Below are 17,701 nucleotides of genomic sequence, written 5' to 3'. Positions count from 1 at the left end.
GTCGGTCAGACGCTTTCATTACAGTGCACGAGCGCGTGCATGGCAAGGCGACATCGCACGCGGGCGTCGTGCCGCGCCGGCGACCGTTCATCAACGTCCATCGAAACAGGCCGCAAGCCGCTGTTGCTCGAACGCCTGCGCCACGTGGTCCACGAATACTCGCGTGCGAAGCGGCAATTGCTTCTTGTTCGAGTAGTAGATGAACACACCACCGTACTCTTCGTACCAGCCGGGCAGCAGACGCCGGAGGCGGCCGTCGGCCAGCAGGGGGGCTGCGTGCGGCATCGGCAGCAGCGCCACACCGTAGCCGAGCGCCACGGCATGGGCCATCGCTTCGGGGTCGTCGAAGATCATGCGCGTGCGCGCCTCGACGTTTGCGCGCTCGCCGATGGCGTTTCTCAACTCCCACGCACGCAGCCGTCCGCTGGTGCCCGAGCGGCGGAGGATGGCGTCGAACGCGACGAGCTCCGACGGATGCGTGGGCGCCGCACGGCCGGCCATGTACGCCGGCGCGGCACAGATCACGGCATAAGTCGGTGCGAGACGACGGGCGATCACACCGGGCGTCAGTTCGATGCCGCCGCCGATGGCCGCGTCAAATCCTTCGGCGACGACATCCACGCTACGGTTCTCGAAGCGCCAGTCGGGCACGATGTCGGGATAGCGCGCAAGGAAATCCCCAAGCAGCGGCACCAGATACTGCCGGCCGAACGAGTGCGCAACGCTCACCTTGAGCACGCCGGACGGCGCGCTCTCGCGCTCGGCCGCACGCGAGAAGGCGTCGGCGAGCGCGGCGAACGGTGCGTCCACGTCGAGCAGGAAACGCTCCCCGCCGGCCGTCAACGTAAGACTGCGCGTGCTGCGATGAAACAGCCGCAAGCCCAGCCTCGCCTCGAGTCGCGCCACGTTCTTGCTCACCGCCGCGGGCGTCATGCCCAGCCGGCGTGCGGCCGCGGAGAAACTTCCGGCACGCGCGCTCAGCACGAACGATTCGATCAGGTGCATGGCATCCATCGTTTATCTATTCCTGATGGTTGAAACTGATGATCGTTATTATCGTCTAGTTGGGATGTAATCAGGCGGCCATACTGACGCCACTTTCAACCGAAATGGAGTCAACCATGGCAACGAATTTCCAGGACAAGGTGGTTTTCGTGACGGGCGGTTCGCGCGGTATCGGCGCTGCGATCGTTCAGCGTTTCGCGCACGAGGGCGCTGCCGTCGCCTTCACGTACAAGGGCTCGAAGGCCGCGGCCGAGACCCTGGCCGCGCGCATCGAGCAAGCGGGCGGCCGCGCGCTCGCTTTGCCGGCCGACGCTGCCGACGCCGCAGCGCTCGCTCGCGCGGTCGACGACGCCGCGCATCGGTTCGGGCGCATCGACATTCTGGTCAATAACGCCGGCGTGTTTTCCATGGCGCCGATCGCCGATCTCGCGCTCGAGGAATTCGACCGGATGGTGGATGTGAACGTGCGCTCGGTGTTCGTCGCGTCGAAGGCGGCGCTCGCGCACATGGGCGAGGGCGGCCGCATCATCAACATCGGTTCGTGCAATGCGGATCGCATGGCCTTCGTGGGCGGTGCCACGTATTCGATGAGCAAGGCGGCGCTCGTGGGGCTCGTGAAGGGCATGGCGCGCGACCTTGGTCCGCGGGGCATCACCGTCAACAACGTGCAGCCGGGGCCGACCAACACCGACATGAATCCGGCGACAGGCGAGTTCGCCGGCGGCATGCACGAGCTCATGGCGCTCAAGCGCCATGCCCGGCCGGAAGAGATCGCAGCAATGGTCGCATACGTCGCCAGCGAAGAAGCCGGCTTCGTGACCGGAGCGAGCCTCACCATCGACGGCGGCTACAGCGCGTGATTCGCCCCGGTGTGACGCGTGGTGCAGGGCGGCCGTGGGCGGTCGGGCATCTCACTCCGAGAACAGATCGAACAGCAGCGTGCGCATCCACTGGCTGGCCGGCTCGCGGTGGTAGCGCGCATGCCAGAAGAGGTTGATCTGCACGTCGGGCAGTTCGAGCGGATGGTCGACGTAGCGCAGGCCGAAGTGCTGTGCGCTGCGTTGCGCGAACTTCTCCGTCACCGTGGCGATAAGGTCGGTGGCGTGCAGGATGTCGGCCAGCGCCACAAAGTGCGGCACACGCAGCCGGATATTGCGCTGCACGTGCGCGCGTGCCATCAGGTCGTCGACCTGCCCGTGGCCGGTGCCCGCCGCGACCACCATCACCTGTTCGGCCCGCTCGAAATCCTCGCGCGTCATGCGGCGGCGTCCGGGCCGGTCGAGCGGGTGTCCGGGCCGGAACATGCACACATATCGCTGGCGAAAGAGCCGGCGCTGAAAGAACGCCGCCGTGAGGTCCGGCAAGTGCCCCACCGCGAGATCCACCTGACCGGCCGCCATCTCCTCGTGCAGGTTGATTGCCGTGTTGCGCACCGTGCTGACCGTAATCCCGGGCGCCCGCGCGCCCAGTGCGTGCATGAGCTTCGGCAGGAAATGGACTTCACCGATGTCCGTCATGGCGATCCGAAACGCTCGCTGGCTGGTGGCCGGATCGAACGCGAGCTGCCGGTTGAACACGCCGTGCAGCGCGTCGAGCGCGGCGGCCACGGGCTCGGCCAGCTCGATGGCGAGCGGCGTGGGCAGCATGCCGCGCGACGTCCGGATGAACAGTTCGTCGTTGAACAGCTTGCGCAGGCGCGCGAGCGAGTTGCTCACGGCCGGCTGCGTGACACCGAGCGCTTCGGCCACGCGTGAGACGCGTCGCGCGTTGTACAGATGCTGGAAGACCACCAGCAGATTCAGGTCGACGGAATGCAGGTCCATGGAGTTTGCCCCGTGGGCGCCAGGCCCCTCGGCGATGGCTCAGTGAAATCACCGGAATTTATGAATTATATAAACGAGATTCTATTGGTTTATATAACGTGTTGCGCGATGCTACTTGCAAACGGCGTCGGAACGCCACCGACGGCGCCCCGCGGGCGCCGCGAGAACGGAGACGAATCCCCATGCAAGTTCACGTGCGACCGCTCGGCGAGCGCATCGAAGTCGCCGCCGGCGACAACCTCCTGAAGGTCCTGACGGACCGGCAGATTCCCATCTCCCATAGCTGTCTTGCCGGACGCTGCGGCACCTGTCGGTGCCGCGTCGTATCGGGCGACGTCCGGCAGGCCGAGCATGTCGAATACCGCCATCACGAAGCCGATGCCGCACGCGGCGAGCGCCACGTCCTCGCGTGTCAGTCGAGCGTGCATGGCGACTGCGAAATCGAGCTGCCGGAACTCGACGAGGTCGTGGTCCACCCCGCGAAGATCCTGAAGGCGACGGTGCTTGCCATCGAGCCGCTCACGCACGATATCAAGCGCCTCGTCCTCAAGCCGGCCAAGCCGCTCAGCTTCTCGCCCGGTCAGTACGCCACGCTGCAATTCACACCCGAGCACATCCGTCCGTACTCGATGGCCGGGCTCGCCGACGACGATACGCTGGAGTTCCATATCCGCCGCGTAGCGGGCGGCGCCGTCACCGGGTATGTCGACGAACGGCTCAAGGTTGGCGACGTCGTGCGGGTGTCGGGGCCGCTCGGGACGTCGTATCTGCGCACGCGTCACGACGGTCCGATGCTCTGCGTGGCGGGCGGCACGGGTCTCGCGCCCGTGCTGTCGATCGTGCGCGGCGCGCTCGCGCGGGGCATGACCAATCCCATCGAAGTCTACGTTGGGGCACGCTCGCCGGCCGACGTCTACGGGCTTGGGTGGCTGCGTGAACTCGCATCGCGCCACGAGGGCATTCGTTTGCACGTCGTGACGACGACGGGGGCGCCGGGTGTGCCCGATGCGACGGGTGCGCCGGGTGCGCCGGGTGCGCCGGGTGCGCCGGGTGCGCCGGGTGCGCCGGGTGCGCCGGGTGCGCCGGGTGCGCGGGAGGCCGCGCTCGCCGGCTCGCGCATCGGCCACGTCACCGACGTGCTCGCCACCGACTTTTCCCATGCCGATGCGCTGCGCGGCTGGCGCGCCTACCTGTGCGGCGCGCCGCCCATGGTCGATGCCGCCGCCCGGCTGCTGCGCGCGCGCGGCATCGGAGCGTCGCACATATACGCCGACGCGTTTTACGCGAAAGCCGCGTGACGCCGCCCGCGTCCCCCAGCATTTCCCTCAGGAGACAACCATGAGCACTACACCGCACGCCGCGGTCGATCCGTCGCACGGCGAAGGCGAGCCGACCCCGCCGATCTGGCCGTCCGACGGCTCGAGCCGCATTCCGTTTCGCGTCTACACCGACGAGCAGCTGTACCGCCGCGAGCTGGAACGGTGCTTCTATCGCAAGCACTGGAACTACGTGGGGCTGGAGGCCGAAGTGCCGAATCCCGGCGACTTCAAGCGCACGGTGATCGGCGAGCGCTCGGTGATCGTCACCCGCGATGCGAGCGGCGAGATCAACGTGATCGAGAACGTCTGCGCGCATCGCGGCATGAAGTTCTGTCGCGAGAAGCGCGGCAATCGCACCGACTTTCACTGCCCGTATCACCAATGGAACTACGACCTCAAGGGCAACCTGCAGGGCGTGCCGTTCCGGCGCGGCGTCAAGCAGGACGGCAAGGTCAACGGCGGCATGCCCAAGGACTTCCGCCCGGAAGATCACGGGCTCACGAAGCTGAAGGTGGCCACGCGCGGCGGCGTGATCTTCGCCTCCTTCGATCACGACGTGGAGTCTCTCGAAGCGTTCCTCGGCCCGGAGATCTGCGGCTACTTCGACCGGCTGTTCAATGGCCGCAAGCTGCGGCTGCTCGGCTACAACAAGCAGCGCATTCCCGGTAACTGGAAGCTGATGCAGGAGAACATCAAGGACCCGTACCATCCGGGGCTGCTGCACACCTGGTTCGTCACCTTCGGGCTCTGGCGCGCCGACAACAAGTCTCGGCTCGTGATGGACGAGCATGGCCGCCACGCCGCCATGATCTCCACGCGCGGTCAGGGGGGCGGCGGCGAAGTGACCTCGGGCGTGTCGAGCTTCAGGGCGTCGATGTCGCTCAACGACACGCGCTTTCTCGACATCGTGCAGGAAGACTGGTGGCAGGGACCGACGGCCGTGCTCATGACGCTTTTCCCCAGTGTGATCCTCCAGCAGCAGGTCAACTCCGTGTCCACGCGTCACATTCAACCACGCGGCCACGACTCGTTCGACTTCGTGTGGACGCATTTCGGATTCGAGGACGACACCGACGAAATGACCCGGCGCCGCCTCCGTCAGGCGAACCTGTTCGGCCCCGCGGGCTTCGTTTCGGCCGACGACGGCGAGGCGATCGAATGCTCCCAGGAAGGTTTCGAGCAAAAGCCCTGGCATCGCGTGATTGCGGAGCTGGGCGGCACGGGCGTGGAGAACACGGACCACATGGTCACGGAAACCCTGATTCGCGGCATGTACGCCTACTGGCGCCGCGTCATGGGTGTTTGAGGAGGCTCGCGAGATGGTCGATTTTGCAACGTTTCAGGCCGTGGTCGAACTCAATGCCGCCTATGCGGCGGCGCTCGACGCACAACAGTGGGATGCCTGGCCCGAGTTCTTCCTCGACGAGTGCGTCTACCGTATTCAGCCGCGCGAGAACCACGAGATGGGCCTGCCGCTCGCCACGCTGTCTTTCGAGAGCAAGGGCATGCTGCGCGATCGCATCTACGGGATCCGGGACACGCTGTTTCACGACCCGTACTATCAGCGCCATGTGATCGGGCTGCCCGCCGTTCGGGAAATCGACGGCGACACGCTGCATGTAGAGGCGAACTATGCCGTATTTCGCACGAAGCCCGATCAACTCACCGACATTCTGTCCGTGGGGCGCTACCTGGACGTCGTCAAGCGCACCGGCGACGGGCTGAAGTTCGCCTCGCGCCTGTGCATCTTCGACAGCGAGATGATCCCCAACTCGCTGATCTACCCCATCTGATCGGCCCCCGATCGATTCGACGAGAGGACACCATGAGCGGCAACTGGATTGAGGCGGCGTCGCGCGACGCCATCCCCGAGGACGACGTAATCGGCGTGAGCGTGGGCGGCCGGGACATCGCCCTGTATGGCGTGCAAGGCGAGATTTTTGCGACCGACAACGTCTGTACGCACGGCAATGCCCGGCTGTGCGACGGCTTTCTCGACGGGCACGAGATCGAGTGCCCGCTGCATCAGGGCAAGTTCGACGTGCGCACGGGGGCGGCCCTGTGCGCGCCGTTGACGGAGCCGGTGCGGGCTTACCCGATCCGCATCGAGGGCGGCAAGGTGTACGTGGACCTGGCGTGAGAGGGAGGGCGGCCCGTCGCATTTGTACGACACGATGCGCCGGCGCCGCTCGCCGCGCCGGCTCCCGTTGTGCGATGAATCATTCGGTTCATTTGCTGCGGGAATGAATCATGCGATTCTTCCGACCCGCGAGCGGGCGGGCGCCGGCGGCGCGCCGGACCAATAAAAAGTCTTTCCTTTTCCGGGGTTTAACGCGCGAAGGTATTGGTGTCGACCGGTCGACCCGCTGCGTAGAAATACCGAGGCGGTTCGGGTAATTGCGTAATTGATTTCCGCAACACGGGATTGAACACCGTTATTTTAATAAGGGAGTGGAATATTGCGTTGAATCGAATTTTATAAGGGATTTAATGCAATTGAATTCGGAAAATTTTCCCGTCCAGAGCGGAAAGTTGCGCCATTTTTGCATTCAAAACCGGATCCAAAAAATCCTCCCCGCCGGGAGGTTTGTTGCGACGCAATAAAAAACCCGGCCGAGGCCGGGTCTCCAATGCGTCAGAAGCGTGTCACGTCAGCTCGGCGACTGAATATTCGACGCCTGCTTGCCCTTCGGGCCCTGGACGACGTCGAACGTCACCTTCTGACCTTCCTTCAGGGTCTTGAAGCCGTTCATCTGGATCGCCGAGAAGTGAGCGAACAGATCCTCGCCACCCTCATCCGGCGTGATGAAACCAAAACCCTTGGCATCGTTAAACCATTTGACCGTACCGGTTGCCATACAAACTTCCCCTAAACAATTACGACTACTACATATCACCGCAACAACGAGCACATCTGAAAAACCCGCCGGCTGGCGGCGGCTTCTTAGGCTCACCCAGGCATCTTTTCTTTTAAAACGCTTATAGAGGAAAAGCGCCACGATGATTGTTTTCGCTAACTGCCAATAGTGTCAAGCCCTTTTTGAACGATAGAAGTGGCGTTCGATCAGGTATTACCCTTATATGTCGGAAGGCATAAGGCGTGCCGCGACACGCCCTTGAAATTTGGGTTAAGCTGACTCATATGGGTGTGGCACCCCGGCGCCCGGGGCTGCAGCGCCATGCTGGCAATATTGTGCGGAGATCGACGAGTGTTGGCTTGACCGGTGGAGAACCGGCCGGCAGGCGGCAATGAAGCTCCGATTGCTTCCTGCACCCGGGGAGTTGTTTAGAATCCACGTATGGCAACCTTACCGACAACGCATGACGACACCGTACAGGAGCGGCAGGAGCAGCAGCTCAAGCCGCCATCGATGTACAAGGTGGTACTGTTGAACGACGATTTCACCCCGATGGAATTCGTGGTGATGATCATTCAGGAATACTTCAATAAGGACCGGGAATCTGCCACGCAGATCATGCTCAAGGTCCACCGCGAGGGCAGGGGAGTTTGTGGGGTCTTTACGCGCGACGTCGCGGCGACCAAAGTTGAGCAAGTTGTTAGCCATGCAAGGCAGTCCGGGCACCCGCTGCAGTGCGTGATGGAGGAAGCATGATTGCCCAGGAATTGGAAGTCAGCCTGCATATGGCGTTTATGGAAGCGCGCCAGGCCCGACATGAATTCATTACGGTCGAGCACCTGTTGCTCGCCCTCTTGGATAACCCCACTGCAGCGGAAGTGCTGCGCGCCTGCGCGGCCAATCTCGACGATTTGCGGCAGAACCTGCGCAACTTCATCGCGGACAATACGCCGACCGTGCCGGGCAGCGACGAAGTCGACACCCAGCCCACGCTCGGCTTCCAGCGCGTGATCCAGCGCGCGATCATGCACGTCCAGTCCACGTCCAACGGCAAGAAGGAAGTGACCGGCGCCAACGTGCTCGTCGCCATCTTCGGCGAGAAGGATTCGCACGCCGTCTACTACCTGCAGCAGCAGGGCGTGACGCGGCTGGACGTCGTCAACTTCATCTCCCACGGCATTACCAAGACCGGTGCGTCCGGCGAGTCGGCCAAGGCCGGCGAGGGCAGCGCCGAGGGCGAAGAGGGCGCCAACACCAAGGAAAGCCCGCTCGCGCAGTACACCCAGAACCTCAATCAGATGGCGCGCGACGGCAAGATCGATCCGCTCATCGGGCGTGAGGCGGAGGTCGAGCGCGTGGTGCAGGTGCTGTGCCGCCGCCGCAAGAACAACCCGCTGCTCGTCGGCGAGGCCGGCGTGGGCAAGACGGCCATCGCCGAGGGCCTGGCCTGGCGCGTGACGCGCGGCGAAGTGCCGGAGATCCTGCAGGACGCCACCGTCTACTCGCTGGACATGGGCGCGCTGCTGGCCGGCACCAAATATCGCGGCGATTTCGAGCAGCGCCTCAAGGCGGTGCTCAAGGAGCTCAAGGAGCGCAGCAACGCAATCCTGTTCATCGACGAGATTCATACGCTGATCGGCGCGGGCGCCGCATCGGGCGGCACGCTCGACGCCTCGAACCTGCTCAAGCCGGCGCTCTCCTCGGGCCAGCTCAAGTGCATCGGCGCGACGACCTTTACCGAGTATCGCGGCATCTTCGAGAAGGACGCAGCCCTGTCGCGGCGCTTCCAGAAGATCGACGTGAACGAGCCCAGCGTCGAGCAGACGGTGCAGATCCTGCGCGGCCTGAAGTCGCGTTTCGAAGAGCACCACGGCGTGAAGTACTCGTCGAGCGCGCTCTCTGCCGCGGCCGAGCTGTCCGCCAAGTTCATCACCGATCGCCATCTGCCTGACAAGGCCATCGACGTGATCGACGAGGCGGGCGCGGCGCAGCGAATCCTGCCGAAGTCCAAGCAGAAGAAGACGATCGGCAAGGGCGAGATCGAGGAGATCGTCTCGAAGATCGCGCGCATTCCGGCGCAGAGCGTGTCGGCGGACGACCGCGGCAAGCTGCAGACACTCGATCGCGACCTCAAGAGCGTGGTGTTCGGGCAGGACCCTGCCATCGACGCGCTGGCCGCCGCGATCAAGATGTCGCGCGCGGGACTGGGCAAGACGGACAAGCCGATCGGCGCGTTCCTGTTCTCGGGCCCGACGGGCGTGGGCAAGACCGAGGTTGCCAAGCAGCTCGCGTTCACGCTCGGCATCGAGCTGATCCGCTTCGACATGTCGGAGTACATGGAGCGTCACGCGGTAAGCCGGCTGATCGGCGCGCCGCCGGGATATGTCGGTTTCGACCAGGGCGGCCTGCTCACCGAAGCCATCACGAAGAAGCCGCACTGCGTGCTGCTGCTCGACGAAATCGAGAAGGCGCACCCGGATATCTTCAACGTGCTGCTGCAGGTCATGGACCACGGCACGCTCACGGACAACAACGGTCGCAAGGCGGACTTCCGCAACGTCATCATCATCATGACGACGAACGCGGGCGCCGAGACGATCAACCGTGCGAGCATCGGGTTCACGAACGAGCGCCAGGCCGGCGACGAAATGGCCGACATCAAGCGCATGTTCACGCCGGAGTTCCGCAACCGCCTGGACGCGATCATCAGCTTCAAGCCGCTCGACGAGCAGATCATCCTGCGCGTGGTCGACAAGTTCCTCATCCAGCTCGAAGACCAGCTCCATGAGAAGAAGGTGGAAGTCGTGTTCAGCGACAAGCTGCGCGCGTTCCTCGCGAAGAAGGGCTTCGATCCGCTGATGGGCGCGCGTCCGATGCAGCGTCTCATCCAGGACACGATTCGTCGCGCCCTGGCCGACGAGTTGCTGTTTGGCCGGCTGACCACGGGCGGTCGCGTGACGGTCGATCTCGACGAGCACGACCAGGTGCAGTTGTCCTTCCCCGAGGACGGCAATACCCGTGCCGAACCGGAAGCCGCCGAAGTCGAGTAGTCGTCCGGGCCGGGCCGGAAAGAAAAAAGCGCCGCTTCATGCGGCGCTTTTCTTTTTGCACGCTCGCGACAGCCGGCGCCGCCGCATGGAGCAGCCGTCAGTGCTTGCCCGTGCTGCCGAAGCCGCCCGCGCCCCGATCGCTCTCGGGGAATTCGTCGACGATGTTCAGTGTCGCCTGCACGACCGGTACGATCACGAGTTGCGCGAGGCGCTCGAACGGATTGAGCACGAACGGCTCGTTGCCGCGGTTCCATGTCGAGACCATCAGCTGCCCCTGGTAGTCCGAGTCGATGAGCCCGACGAGGTTGCCCAGCACGATGCCATGCTTGTGCCCGAGGCCCGAGCGCGGCAGGATCAGCGCGGCGTAGCCCGGGTCGGCCAGGTGAATGGCCAGCCCCGTGGGTACGAGCACGGTCTGGCCCGCCTCGATGGTCAGCGGGGCGTCGAGGCAAGCGCGCAGGTCCAGCCCGGCACTGCCCGGCGTGGCGTAAGCGGGCAACTGCGAGCGCAGGCGTTCGTCGAGAATCTTGACGTCGAGTTTCATGGCGTTGGCTTGGGTCGATGCAATCAAAAGGTCAGTCGGCGGCGCGCAGCGAGAACGCCTGCGCGAGCAGTTCATGCGAGCGCAGGCGCGCACGGTAGCTGCCCGCCACCGTCAGCACGACGATCTCGTCCGCCTCGAACTGCGCCTGCAATTCCAGCACGCGCTCGGTCACGCGTTCCGGGGTGCCGATGATACTACGGGCTTTCTCGCGGGCAATGACGGACCGCTCGCGCTCGCCGTACTGCGACCTGGCCTGCGCTGCCTGGGCCAGGCTCGGAATCGGCTCGTTCATGCCGTATGCCATCTGCACGCGACGCAGGTCGACGCCGGCTTCGAGCGCCTCGGCTTCGGCCTCGGTGTCGGCGCAAATGACGAAGAGCGCAACGGCGCAATAGGGCCGGGCGAGTTGACCCGGCACGAAGCGTTCGCGATAGGCCTGCGCGACGCGATGGCCGTAATGGGCGTTGATGAAGTGCGCGAAGCAGTAGCGCAGTCCGAGTTGCGCGGCGAGCAGGCCGCCGAACTCGCTCGAGCCGAGCACCCACAGCTCGGGGCGCGTGTCGACGGCAGGTTGCAGCAGTACGCCCCGATAGGGATGATCGTCGGCGAGCGTATCGCCAAAGAGGCCGGCCAGCTCGGCGACCTGCTGGGGGAAATGCTCGCCGGCGTCGTAAGGGCCCTTGGCGACCGCGCGTGCGGTTCGCATGTCGCCGCCGGGCGCGCGACCCACGCCGAGGTCGATCCGGTTCGGAAACAGCGCCTCGAGCATCAGGAACTGCTCGGCCAGTTTGAAGGGGCTGTAGTACGGCAGCATGACGCCGCCCGAGCCCACGCGCAGCCGTTTCGTCGCGCTCGCCAGACGCGCGATCATCACTTCGGGCGCCGGGTTGGCCACGCCGCGCAGCCCGTGGTGCTCGGCGCACCAGTAGCGCGTATAGCCGAGGTCGTCGGCGGCCTGGGCGAGCTCGACGGTCGCGGCGATGGCGTCGGCCACGCTGTGGCCGTGGATTACCGGCGTCTGATCGAGGATCGAGAGCTTGATGGGGGCGCGGGGATGGTCCATGAGGTCGGTTCCGGGCGGCCGGCGTTGGCGCCGGCCCAGGGTTGTGTCAGTGGCCGCTGCCGGCGGATGACTCCGCCGGTACGCTGCCGGGGGCTGCGTGCGGCAGGCGCGCAATCATCAGGATCGCCACGATGCCGCCGAGCGCACCGCACAGGAAGATCGAGGCGTAGCCGAAGTAATTTGCCACCAGCCCGGCCATCGGGCCGATCAAGCCCAGCGCGAGATCGAAAAACGCCGAATAGGCGGCCAGTGCGGCCCCGCGGTTCTGCGGCGGCACCGAGCGCAGCGCCTCCACGCCAAGCGCCGGGAACACCAGCGAGAAGCCGATGCCGGTCAGGCCGGCGCCGGCGAGCGCCATGTGCGGGTTGACGGCGCCCCACAGCAGGAACTGGCCGATCGCACTGAAGACGAGCGAGAACATGGCGACGCGGCGCCCACCGAAGCGATCGACCGCATGGGCGAGCAGGACGCGCATGCCGATGAAGCAGGCGCTGTAGAGCGTGAGTGCGTATGCCGCGCCCGACCAGCCATGGCTCGCGTAGTACAGCGTGATGAACGCGGCAATGACCGCGTAGCCGATGCTCCCGAGCGTCATCGCCAGTCCCGGGCGCCATACGAGGCCCACCACCCGGAAAAACGGCAGGCGATTGCCGCCCACGGGGGCCGCGGCCGGCAGGCGCAGCGCGATGGCGAACGCAATGGCGGGCAGGACGATGTTGACGAGCGACACCACGGTGAAGCCCGCCGCTTGCAGCAGATACGCGCCCAACGGCGCGCCGGTGGCCAGCGCGGTGTACATCGATACGCCTTGCCACGAAATCGCCTTGCTTGCGTGCGCGGCGCCCAAGAGGCCAATGCCCCAGGACATCCCGCCGGTGAGGATGAGGCTTTCGCCGAAACCGAGCACCACGCGCCCGGCGATGAGCACGCCGAGCGCGAGCGCAGGTTGCGGCACGATCGACGCTACGAGATAGAGCACACCGGCCGCGCCGCAGCCGCACAGGCCGGTGAGCACCGCGCGACGCGGGCCGCGCGTGTCCACGGTACGCCCGGCGTAGGAGCGCAGGACGAGCGTGACGACCGACTGGATACCGATGGTGACGCCGACCACGAACGAGCCGTAGCCGAGCGTCTCGTGAACGTACACCGGCAGCACGGGCAGGGGCATGCCGATCGTCATGAAGCCGAAGAACATGATCGCGGCGAGCATGCTCAGTGTCCCGTAGACACTGACGGCGGGCCGCACGGGCGAGGAGGGTTGCGTCATGTTGTGATGGTTATCGTGTGCGACGGCCCGAAGGCGTCGATCAGCGGGGCGCACGCGAGGGAAGACGGGCGGCGATCTCGATGATCAGGCTTCGCGCGAGCGCATGCTTGTCGGCGCGCGGCAGGCGTTTCTGGCCGGCGTCGTCGAACAGCATGACCTCGTTGTCGTCCTGGCCGAACGTGGCCGGTCCGAGGTTGCCGACGAGCAGCGGGATTTGCTTGCGGGCGCGCTTTTGCGCGCCGTGCTTCTCCAGATCGCCCGATTCGGCCGCAAAACCCACGCAATACGGCGGCTTTGGCAACCGCGCCACGGCCGCGAGGATGTCGGGGTTCTGCACGAACTCGAGGGTCGGCACGTCGGTCTCGCCGGTCTTCTTGATCTTCTCGCGCGCCACGTCGCGCACGCGCCAGTCGGCAACGGCGGCCACGGCAATGAAGATGTCGTTGCGTGCGGCGTCGGCCATCACGGCGTCGTACATCTGCCGGGCGGTCTGCACGTTGCTGCGCGTCACACCCCACGGCGTGGCGAGCGACGTCGGCCCGGCCACCAAATGCACGTCGGCGCCGGCCTGTGCGGCCGCGCGCGCGAGGGCGAAGCCCATCTTGCCGCTCGAAAGGTTGGTCAGGCCGCGCACCGGGTCGATCGGCTCGAACGTCGGGCCGGCAGTGATCAGTACGCGGCGGCCGGCCAGCCGCTTGGGCTGGAAGAAGCTGATCATCGCCTCGCAGAGCGCTTCGGGTTCGAGCATGCGCCCGTCGCCGACTTCGCCGCACGCCTGATCGCCGCTGTCCGGGCCCAGGAGGGTGACGCCGTCGCCGCGCAGCGTGGCCGCGTTGCGTTGCGTTGCCGGATTGGCCCACATCTGACGGTTCATCGCCGGGGCGACGAGCAAGGGGCAATCGCGCGCCACGCACAGCGTGCAGAGCAGATCGTCGGCCATGCCGTGCGCGAGCTTGGCGAGAAAGTCGGTCGAGGCGGGGGCGATGAGGATGGCGTCGGCCTCGCGCGAGAGATCGATGTGCGCCATGTTGTTGTCGATGCGGCTGTCCCACTGGCTGGTGAAGACGGGCCGGCCCGAGAGCGCCTGCATCGTGAGCGGCGTGATGAATTGCGTGGCGGCATCGGTCATGACGACCTGTACCGCCGCGCCGGCCTTGATGAGCAAACGCGTGAGTTCTGCCGACTTGTAGCAGGCGATGCCGCCCGTCAGGCCGAGAACGATGGTCTTGCCCGCAAGTTCACCGCGATCCATAGGAAAATGCTCCTCCAAAGTGCCGCGCGGCGCCTCCGGGGCGCCGCGACGGTGTGCGCATCGCCGCGTGTGCGGTGCCGTGGCACCGCGCACGCGGCGCGCCGCAAGTCCTGCCGCGGCGGCGCTATTTGCCGCGCCGCACGCGTCGCAACTCGTCGATCACCAGCAGCACCGCGCCCACGCAAATGGCCGAGTCGGCCACGTTGAACGCCGGCCAGTGCCAGCCGCCGACGTGAAAGTCGAGAAAGTCGACCACATGTCCGTAGATCACGCGATCGATCACGTTGCCCAGCGCGCCGCCGAGAATCAGCGAGAGCGACAGGCAGAACATCTTCTGACCATGGTGACGCTTGAGCAGCCAGATGATCACCGCGGCCGCCACCACGCCCAGCAGCGTGAAGAACCAGCGCTGCCAGCCGCCGGCCGCGGCCAGGAAGCTGAAGGCCGCGCCCTTGTTGTACACCAGCACCAGATTGAAGAACGATGTCAGCGGACGGAATTCGCCGTACTGAAACGTTTTCAGGATGGTGAGCTTGGTGACCTGGTCGAGCAGAATCGCAATGACCGCAATGCCAAGCCACGGCGCCAGACCGAAGCCTGCGCTGCCGCGGGCCCCGCTGCCATTTCCGCCGTTACGCCTTGCGCCCGCACGAGCGCCTGCTTTGCCCGCCATTATGCCGCGCTCCGGTGTTCGCCGCTGCCGAACAGGTTCGACACGCAGCGCCCGCACAGGGTCGGATGCGCGGCGTCTGCGCCCACGTCTTCACGGTAGTGCCAGCAGCGCTCGCACTTCTGGTGCGACGACGGCGTGACCACCACGCCTTCCTCGGCTTCGGTCGCGACCTGCGTGACCGAAGCGGCCGAGGTGATCAGCACGAAGCGCAGGTCATCTCCGAGGCTGGCGAGCACGTCGAACTTGCGACCCGATACGCGCACCTCCACCTCGGCCTGCAGCGACGAGCCGATCTGCTCGGCGGCGCGCGCTTCTTCCAACGCCTTGGTCACGTCGCCGCGCACCGTGCGCAGCAGGTGCCACTTCTCGAGCAGACGCGTGCCTTCGGCGACTTCCGGATAGGTGTAGAACGTCTCGGTGAAGATCGTGTCGTTGCCCGGCTGGAACACCTGCCACGCTTCTTCCGCCGTGAACGACAGGAACGGCGACATCAGCTTGAGCAGCCCGTGCGTGATGTGATACAGCGCGTTCTGTGCGGCGCGGCGTGCCGGCGCGTCTGGTGCGCTCGTGTACAGCCGGTCCTTGAGGATGTCGAGATAGAAGCCGCCGAGATCCTCCGAGCAGAATGTCTGCAGCTTGGCCACGACCGGGTGGAATTCGTAGCGGTCGTAGTGGCTCAGCACTTCAGTCTGCAGCGACTGCGCCAGCGCCACCGCGTAGCGATCGATTTCCAGCCATTGGTCCTGCGCCAGCGCGTGCTTCGCGTGGTCGTAGTCGGCCAGGTTCGCGAGCAAAAAGCGCAGTGTGTTGCGGATGCGGCGATAGCTCTCAACCACGCGCTTGAGAATTTCGTCGGAGATCGACAGCTCGCCCGAGTAGTCGGTCGATGCCACCCACAGGCGAATGATCTCGGCGCCGAGCTTGCCCGCGACTTCCTGCGGCACGATCGTGTTGCCGACCGACTTCGACATCTTGCGGCCCTGGCCGTCGACGGTAAAGCCGTGCGTGAGCAGCGCCTTGTACGGCGCGCGGCCGTCGAGCATCGAGGCGGTGAGCAGCGACGAGTGGAACCAGCCGCGGTGCTGGTCCGAGCCTTCCAGGTACAGGTCGGCGGGAAAGCCCAGCTCGTGCGCGTGCGAGCCGCGCAGCACGTGCCAGTGCGTCGTGCCCGAGTCGAACCAAACATCGAGCGTGTCGCGGTTCTTCACGTAGTCCCTGGCCTCATCGCCCAGCAGTTCGACCGGATCGAGCGTCTGCCAGGCCTCGATGCCTTCGGTTTCCACGCGCTTGGCCACGGCTTCGAGCAGCTCCGGCGTGCGCGGATGCAGCGCGCCGGTTTCCTTGTGCACGAAGAACGCCATCGGCACGCCCCACTGGCGCTGGCGGGAGAGCGTCCAGTCCGGGCGGTGCGCGATCATGTTGTGCAGGCGCTGCTTGCCCCAGGACGGGAAGAACTCGGTCGCCTCGATGGCGGCCAGCGCGATCTCGCGCAGCGTCTTGCCGCCACCCGGCGCACCGGCGGCCGGCGCCACGTCCATGCCCGCGAACCACTGGTTCGTCGCGCGATAGATGATCGGCGTCTTGTGGCGCCAGCAGTGCATGTAACTGTGCGTGTACTTGAACGAGTGGAACAGCGAGCCGGCTTCGCGCAGCGCTTCGACGATGTGCGGATTGGCGTCCCAGATCGACTGGCCGCCGAACAGCGGCAGGCTGTCCTGGTAGCGGCCGTCGCCGAGCACGGGCATGCGGATCTCCGAGTCAGGCATGTCGTGCGCCTTGCATGACAGGAAGTCTTCCACGCCGTAGGCCGGCGCCGAGTGGACGATGCCCGTGCCGGTATCGGTTGTCACGTAGTCGCCCAGATAGATCGGCGAGGTGCGATCGTAGCCGGCATCGGCCTTGGCGAGCGGATGACGAAAGCGGATGAGCGAGAGTGCTTCGCCCTTCGTGCGCGCGATGATCTCGCCATGCAGGCCGTAGGTCTTCAGGCACGCTTCGACACGCTCGGTCGCGAGGATCAGCAAGCCGCGCTCGGTCGAGACCAGCGCGTATTCGACTTCCGGATGGACGTTGAGCGCCTGGTTGGACGGGATGGTCCACGGCGTGGTCGTCCAGATGACGATGTAGCCGTCTTCGCGCGGGAGCCTGGACAGACCGAATGCCGCGGCCACTTTCTCCGGCTCGGCGAAGGCGAAGCCCACGTCGATCGCCAGATCGGTTTTGTCCTTGTATTCGACCTCTGCTTCGGCCAGTGCCGAGCCACAGTCGAAACACCAGTTCACCGGCTTCAGGCCGCGGTACACATAGCCGTTCTCCATGATCCTGGCGAGCGCACGAAGCTCGTCGGCTTCGTTCGAGAAGTTCATGGTCTTGTACGGATTGTCCCAGTCACCGAGCACGCCCAGACGCTGGAAGTCCGCCTTCTGCCGCTCGATCTGCACGGCCGCGTAGGCGCGCGCCTTCTCCTGCACTTCACGCACCGGCAGGTGCTTGCCGAACTGCTTCTCGATCTGGATTTCGATGGGCATGCCGTGGCAGTCCCAGCCCGGCACGTAAGCGGCGTCGAACCCCGCGAGGCTGCGCGCCTTGACGATCATGTCCTTGAGGATCTTGTTGACCGCGTGGCCGATGTGGATGTCACCGTTCGCATACGGCGGGCCGTCGTGCAGGATGAACTTCGGGCGGCCCTTGCTCGCGCGGCGGATCTTGTCGTAGATCTTTTTTTCCTGCCATTGCTTGACCCACAGCGGCTCGCGCTTGGGCAGGTCGCCGCGCATCGGGAACGGCGTGTCCAGCAAGTTGACGGGATATTTGCTCGGTGCTTTCTTTTCGCTCATGGTGCTTCGC

16 protein-coding genes are annotated in these 17,701 nt (G+C 65.4%); 7 read left to right on the top strand and 9 right to left on the bottom strand.

Annotated elements, in window-relative coordinates; genetic code table 11:
- Positions 1 to 90: 90 nt before the first annotated feature.
- Positions 91 to 1,014 (bottom strand): LysR family transcriptional regulator, encoded by a 924-nt coding sequence (locus tag CDN36_RS04415; protein ID WP_150556727.1) that lies wholly within the window; start codon positions 1,012 to 1,014, stop codon positions 91 to 93.
- 107 nt (positions 1,015 to 1,121) lie between these two features.
- Here CDN36_RS04415 and CDN36_RS04410 point away from each other — a divergent pair, with 107 nt between their 5' ends.
- Entirely contained in the window at positions 1,122 to 1,865 is a 744-nt protein-coding gene (locus CDN36_RS04410) for an SDR family oxidoreductase (RefSeq protein WP_287496075.1), read from the top strand.
- 51 nt (positions 1,866 to 1,916) lie between these two features.
- Here the strand turns inward: CDN36_RS04410 and CDN36_RS04405 are convergent, their stop codons facing one another.
- On the bottom strand, positions 1,917 to 2,828 hold the full coding sequence (locus CDN36_RS04405; protein ID WP_287496074.1) for a LysR family transcriptional regulator: 912 nt from the start codon (positions 2,826 to 2,828) through the stop codon (positions 1,917 to 1,919).
- Positions 2,829 to 3,010: 182 nt separating this feature from the next.
- On the opposite strand from CDN36_RS04405, the gene CDN36_RS04400 reads away from it, so the two are divergent.
- Genes CDN36_RS04400 through CDN36_RS04385 form a run of 4 tightly spaced genes read left to right on the top strand, consistent with a single transcriptional unit; the run spans position 3,011 to position 6,287 of the window.
- Positions 3,011 to 4,126 carry a 2Fe-2S iron-sulfur cluster-binding protein gene (locus tag CDN36_RS04400; RefSeq protein ID WP_287496073.1) on the top strand — a complete coding sequence of 372 codons (1,116 nt, stop codon included), beginning with the start codon at positions 3,011 to 3,013 and terminating at the stop codon, positions 4,124 to 4,126.
- A 40-nt stretch (positions 4,127 to 4,166) separates the two neighbouring features.
- Positions 4,167 to 5,453, top strand: coding sequence for an aromatic ring-hydroxylating dioxygenase subunit alpha (locus tag CDN36_RS04395; protein ID WP_287496072.1), 1,287 nt, complete (start codon positions 4,167 to 4,169; stop codon positions 5,451 to 5,453).
- A 13-nt stretch (positions 5,454 to 5,466) separates the two neighbouring features.
- Positions 5,467 to 5,940 carry an aromatic-ring-hydroxylating dioxygenase subunit beta gene (locus CDN36_RS04390; protein ID WP_287496071.1) on the top strand — a complete coding sequence of 158 codons (474 nt, stop codon included), beginning with the start codon at positions 5,467 to 5,469 and terminating at the stop codon, positions 5,938 to 5,940.
- A 32-nt stretch (positions 5,941 to 5,972) separates the two neighbouring features.
- Positions 5,973 to 6,287 carry a non-heme iron oxygenase ferredoxin subunit gene (locus CDN36_RS04385; protein ID WP_150556732.1) on the top strand — a complete coding sequence of 105 codons (315 nt, stop codon included), beginning with the start codon at positions 5,973 to 5,975 and terminating at the stop codon, positions 6,285 to 6,287.
- 511 nt (positions 6,288 to 6,798) lie between these two features.
- On the opposite strand, the gene CDN36_RS04380 is transcribed toward CDN36_RS04385, so the two are convergent.
- Positions 6,799 to 7,005 (bottom strand): cold-shock protein, encoded by a 207-nt coding sequence (locus tag CDN36_RS04380; protein WP_150556733.1) that lies wholly within the window; start codon positions 7,003 to 7,005, stop codon positions 6,799 to 6,801.
- Between the two features lie 441 nt (positions 7,006 to 7,446).
- On the opposite strand from CDN36_RS04380, the gene clpS reads away from it, so the two are divergent.
- Entirely contained in the window at positions 7,447 to 7,761 is a 315-nt protein-coding gene (clpS, locus tag CDN36_RS04375) for an ATP-dependent Clp protease adapter ClpS (protein WP_150556734.1), read from the top strand.
- On the top strand, positions 7,758 to 10,055 hold the full coding sequence (gene clpA, locus CDN36_RS04370) for an ATP-dependent Clp protease ATP-binding subunit ClpA (protein ID WP_150556735.1): 2,298 nt from the start codon (positions 7,758 to 7,760) through the stop codon (positions 10,053 to 10,055). The genes clpS and clpA overlap by 4 nt, the downstream gene beginning before the upstream one ends.
- 97 nt (positions 10,056 to 10,152) lie before the next feature.
- On the opposite strand, the gene dut is transcribed toward clpA, so the two are convergent.
- From dut to ileS, 6 genes are all read right to left on the bottom strand, one after another.
- A complete protein-coding gene (dut, locus tag CDN36_RS04365; protein WP_150556736.1) occupies positions 10,153 to 10,599 on the bottom strand; it encodes a dUTP diphosphatase in 447 nt (148 codons plus the stop codon).
- A 31-nt stretch (positions 10,600 to 10,630) separates the two neighbouring features.
- Positions 10,631 to 11,662: an LLM class flavin-dependent oxidoreductase gene (locus tag CDN36_RS04360; protein ID WP_150556737.1), complete on the bottom strand. Its 1,032-nt coding sequence runs from the start codon at positions 11,660 to 11,662 to the stop codon at positions 10,631 to 10,633.
- Positions 11,663 to 11,708: 46 nt separating this feature from the next.
- Positions 11,709 to 12,929 carry an MFS transporter gene (locus CDN36_RS04355; protein WP_287496070.1) on the bottom strand — a complete coding sequence of 407 codons (1,221 nt, stop codon included), beginning with the start codon at positions 12,927 to 12,929 and terminating at the stop codon, positions 11,709 to 11,711.
- Between the two features lie 40 nt (positions 12,930 to 12,969).
- On the bottom strand, positions 12,970 to 14,181 hold the full coding sequence (gene coaBC, locus CDN36_RS04350; protein WP_287496069.1) for a bifunctional phosphopantothenoylcysteine decarboxylase/phosphopantothenate--cysteine ligase CoaBC: 1,212 nt from the start codon (positions 14,179 to 14,181) through the stop codon (positions 12,970 to 12,972).
- 124 nt (positions 14,182 to 14,305) lie between these two features.
- Positions 14,306 to 14,854 carry a signal peptidase II gene (lspA, locus tag CDN36_RS04345; RefSeq protein WP_150556740.1) on the bottom strand — a complete coding sequence of 183 codons (549 nt, stop codon included), beginning with the start codon at positions 14,852 to 14,854 and terminating at the stop codon, positions 14,306 to 14,308.
- Entirely contained in the window at positions 14,854 to 17,691 is a 2,838-nt protein-coding gene (ileS, locus tag CDN36_RS04340; RefSeq protein ID WP_287496068.1) for an isoleucine--tRNA ligase, read from the bottom strand. Before ileS ends, lspA begins: the two co-directional genes overlap by 1 nt.
- Positions 17,692 to 17,701 lie beyond the last annotated feature (10 nt).

It is taken from the genome of Pandoraea sp. CB10b_02 (assembly GCF_002216225.1).
GTDB classification, from domain to species: Bacteria; Pseudomonadota; Gammaproteobacteria; order Burkholderiales; family Burkholderiaceae; genus Pandoraea; species Pandoraea nosoerga.
This window is presented reverse-complemented; position numbering and strand designations above follow the sequence as displayed.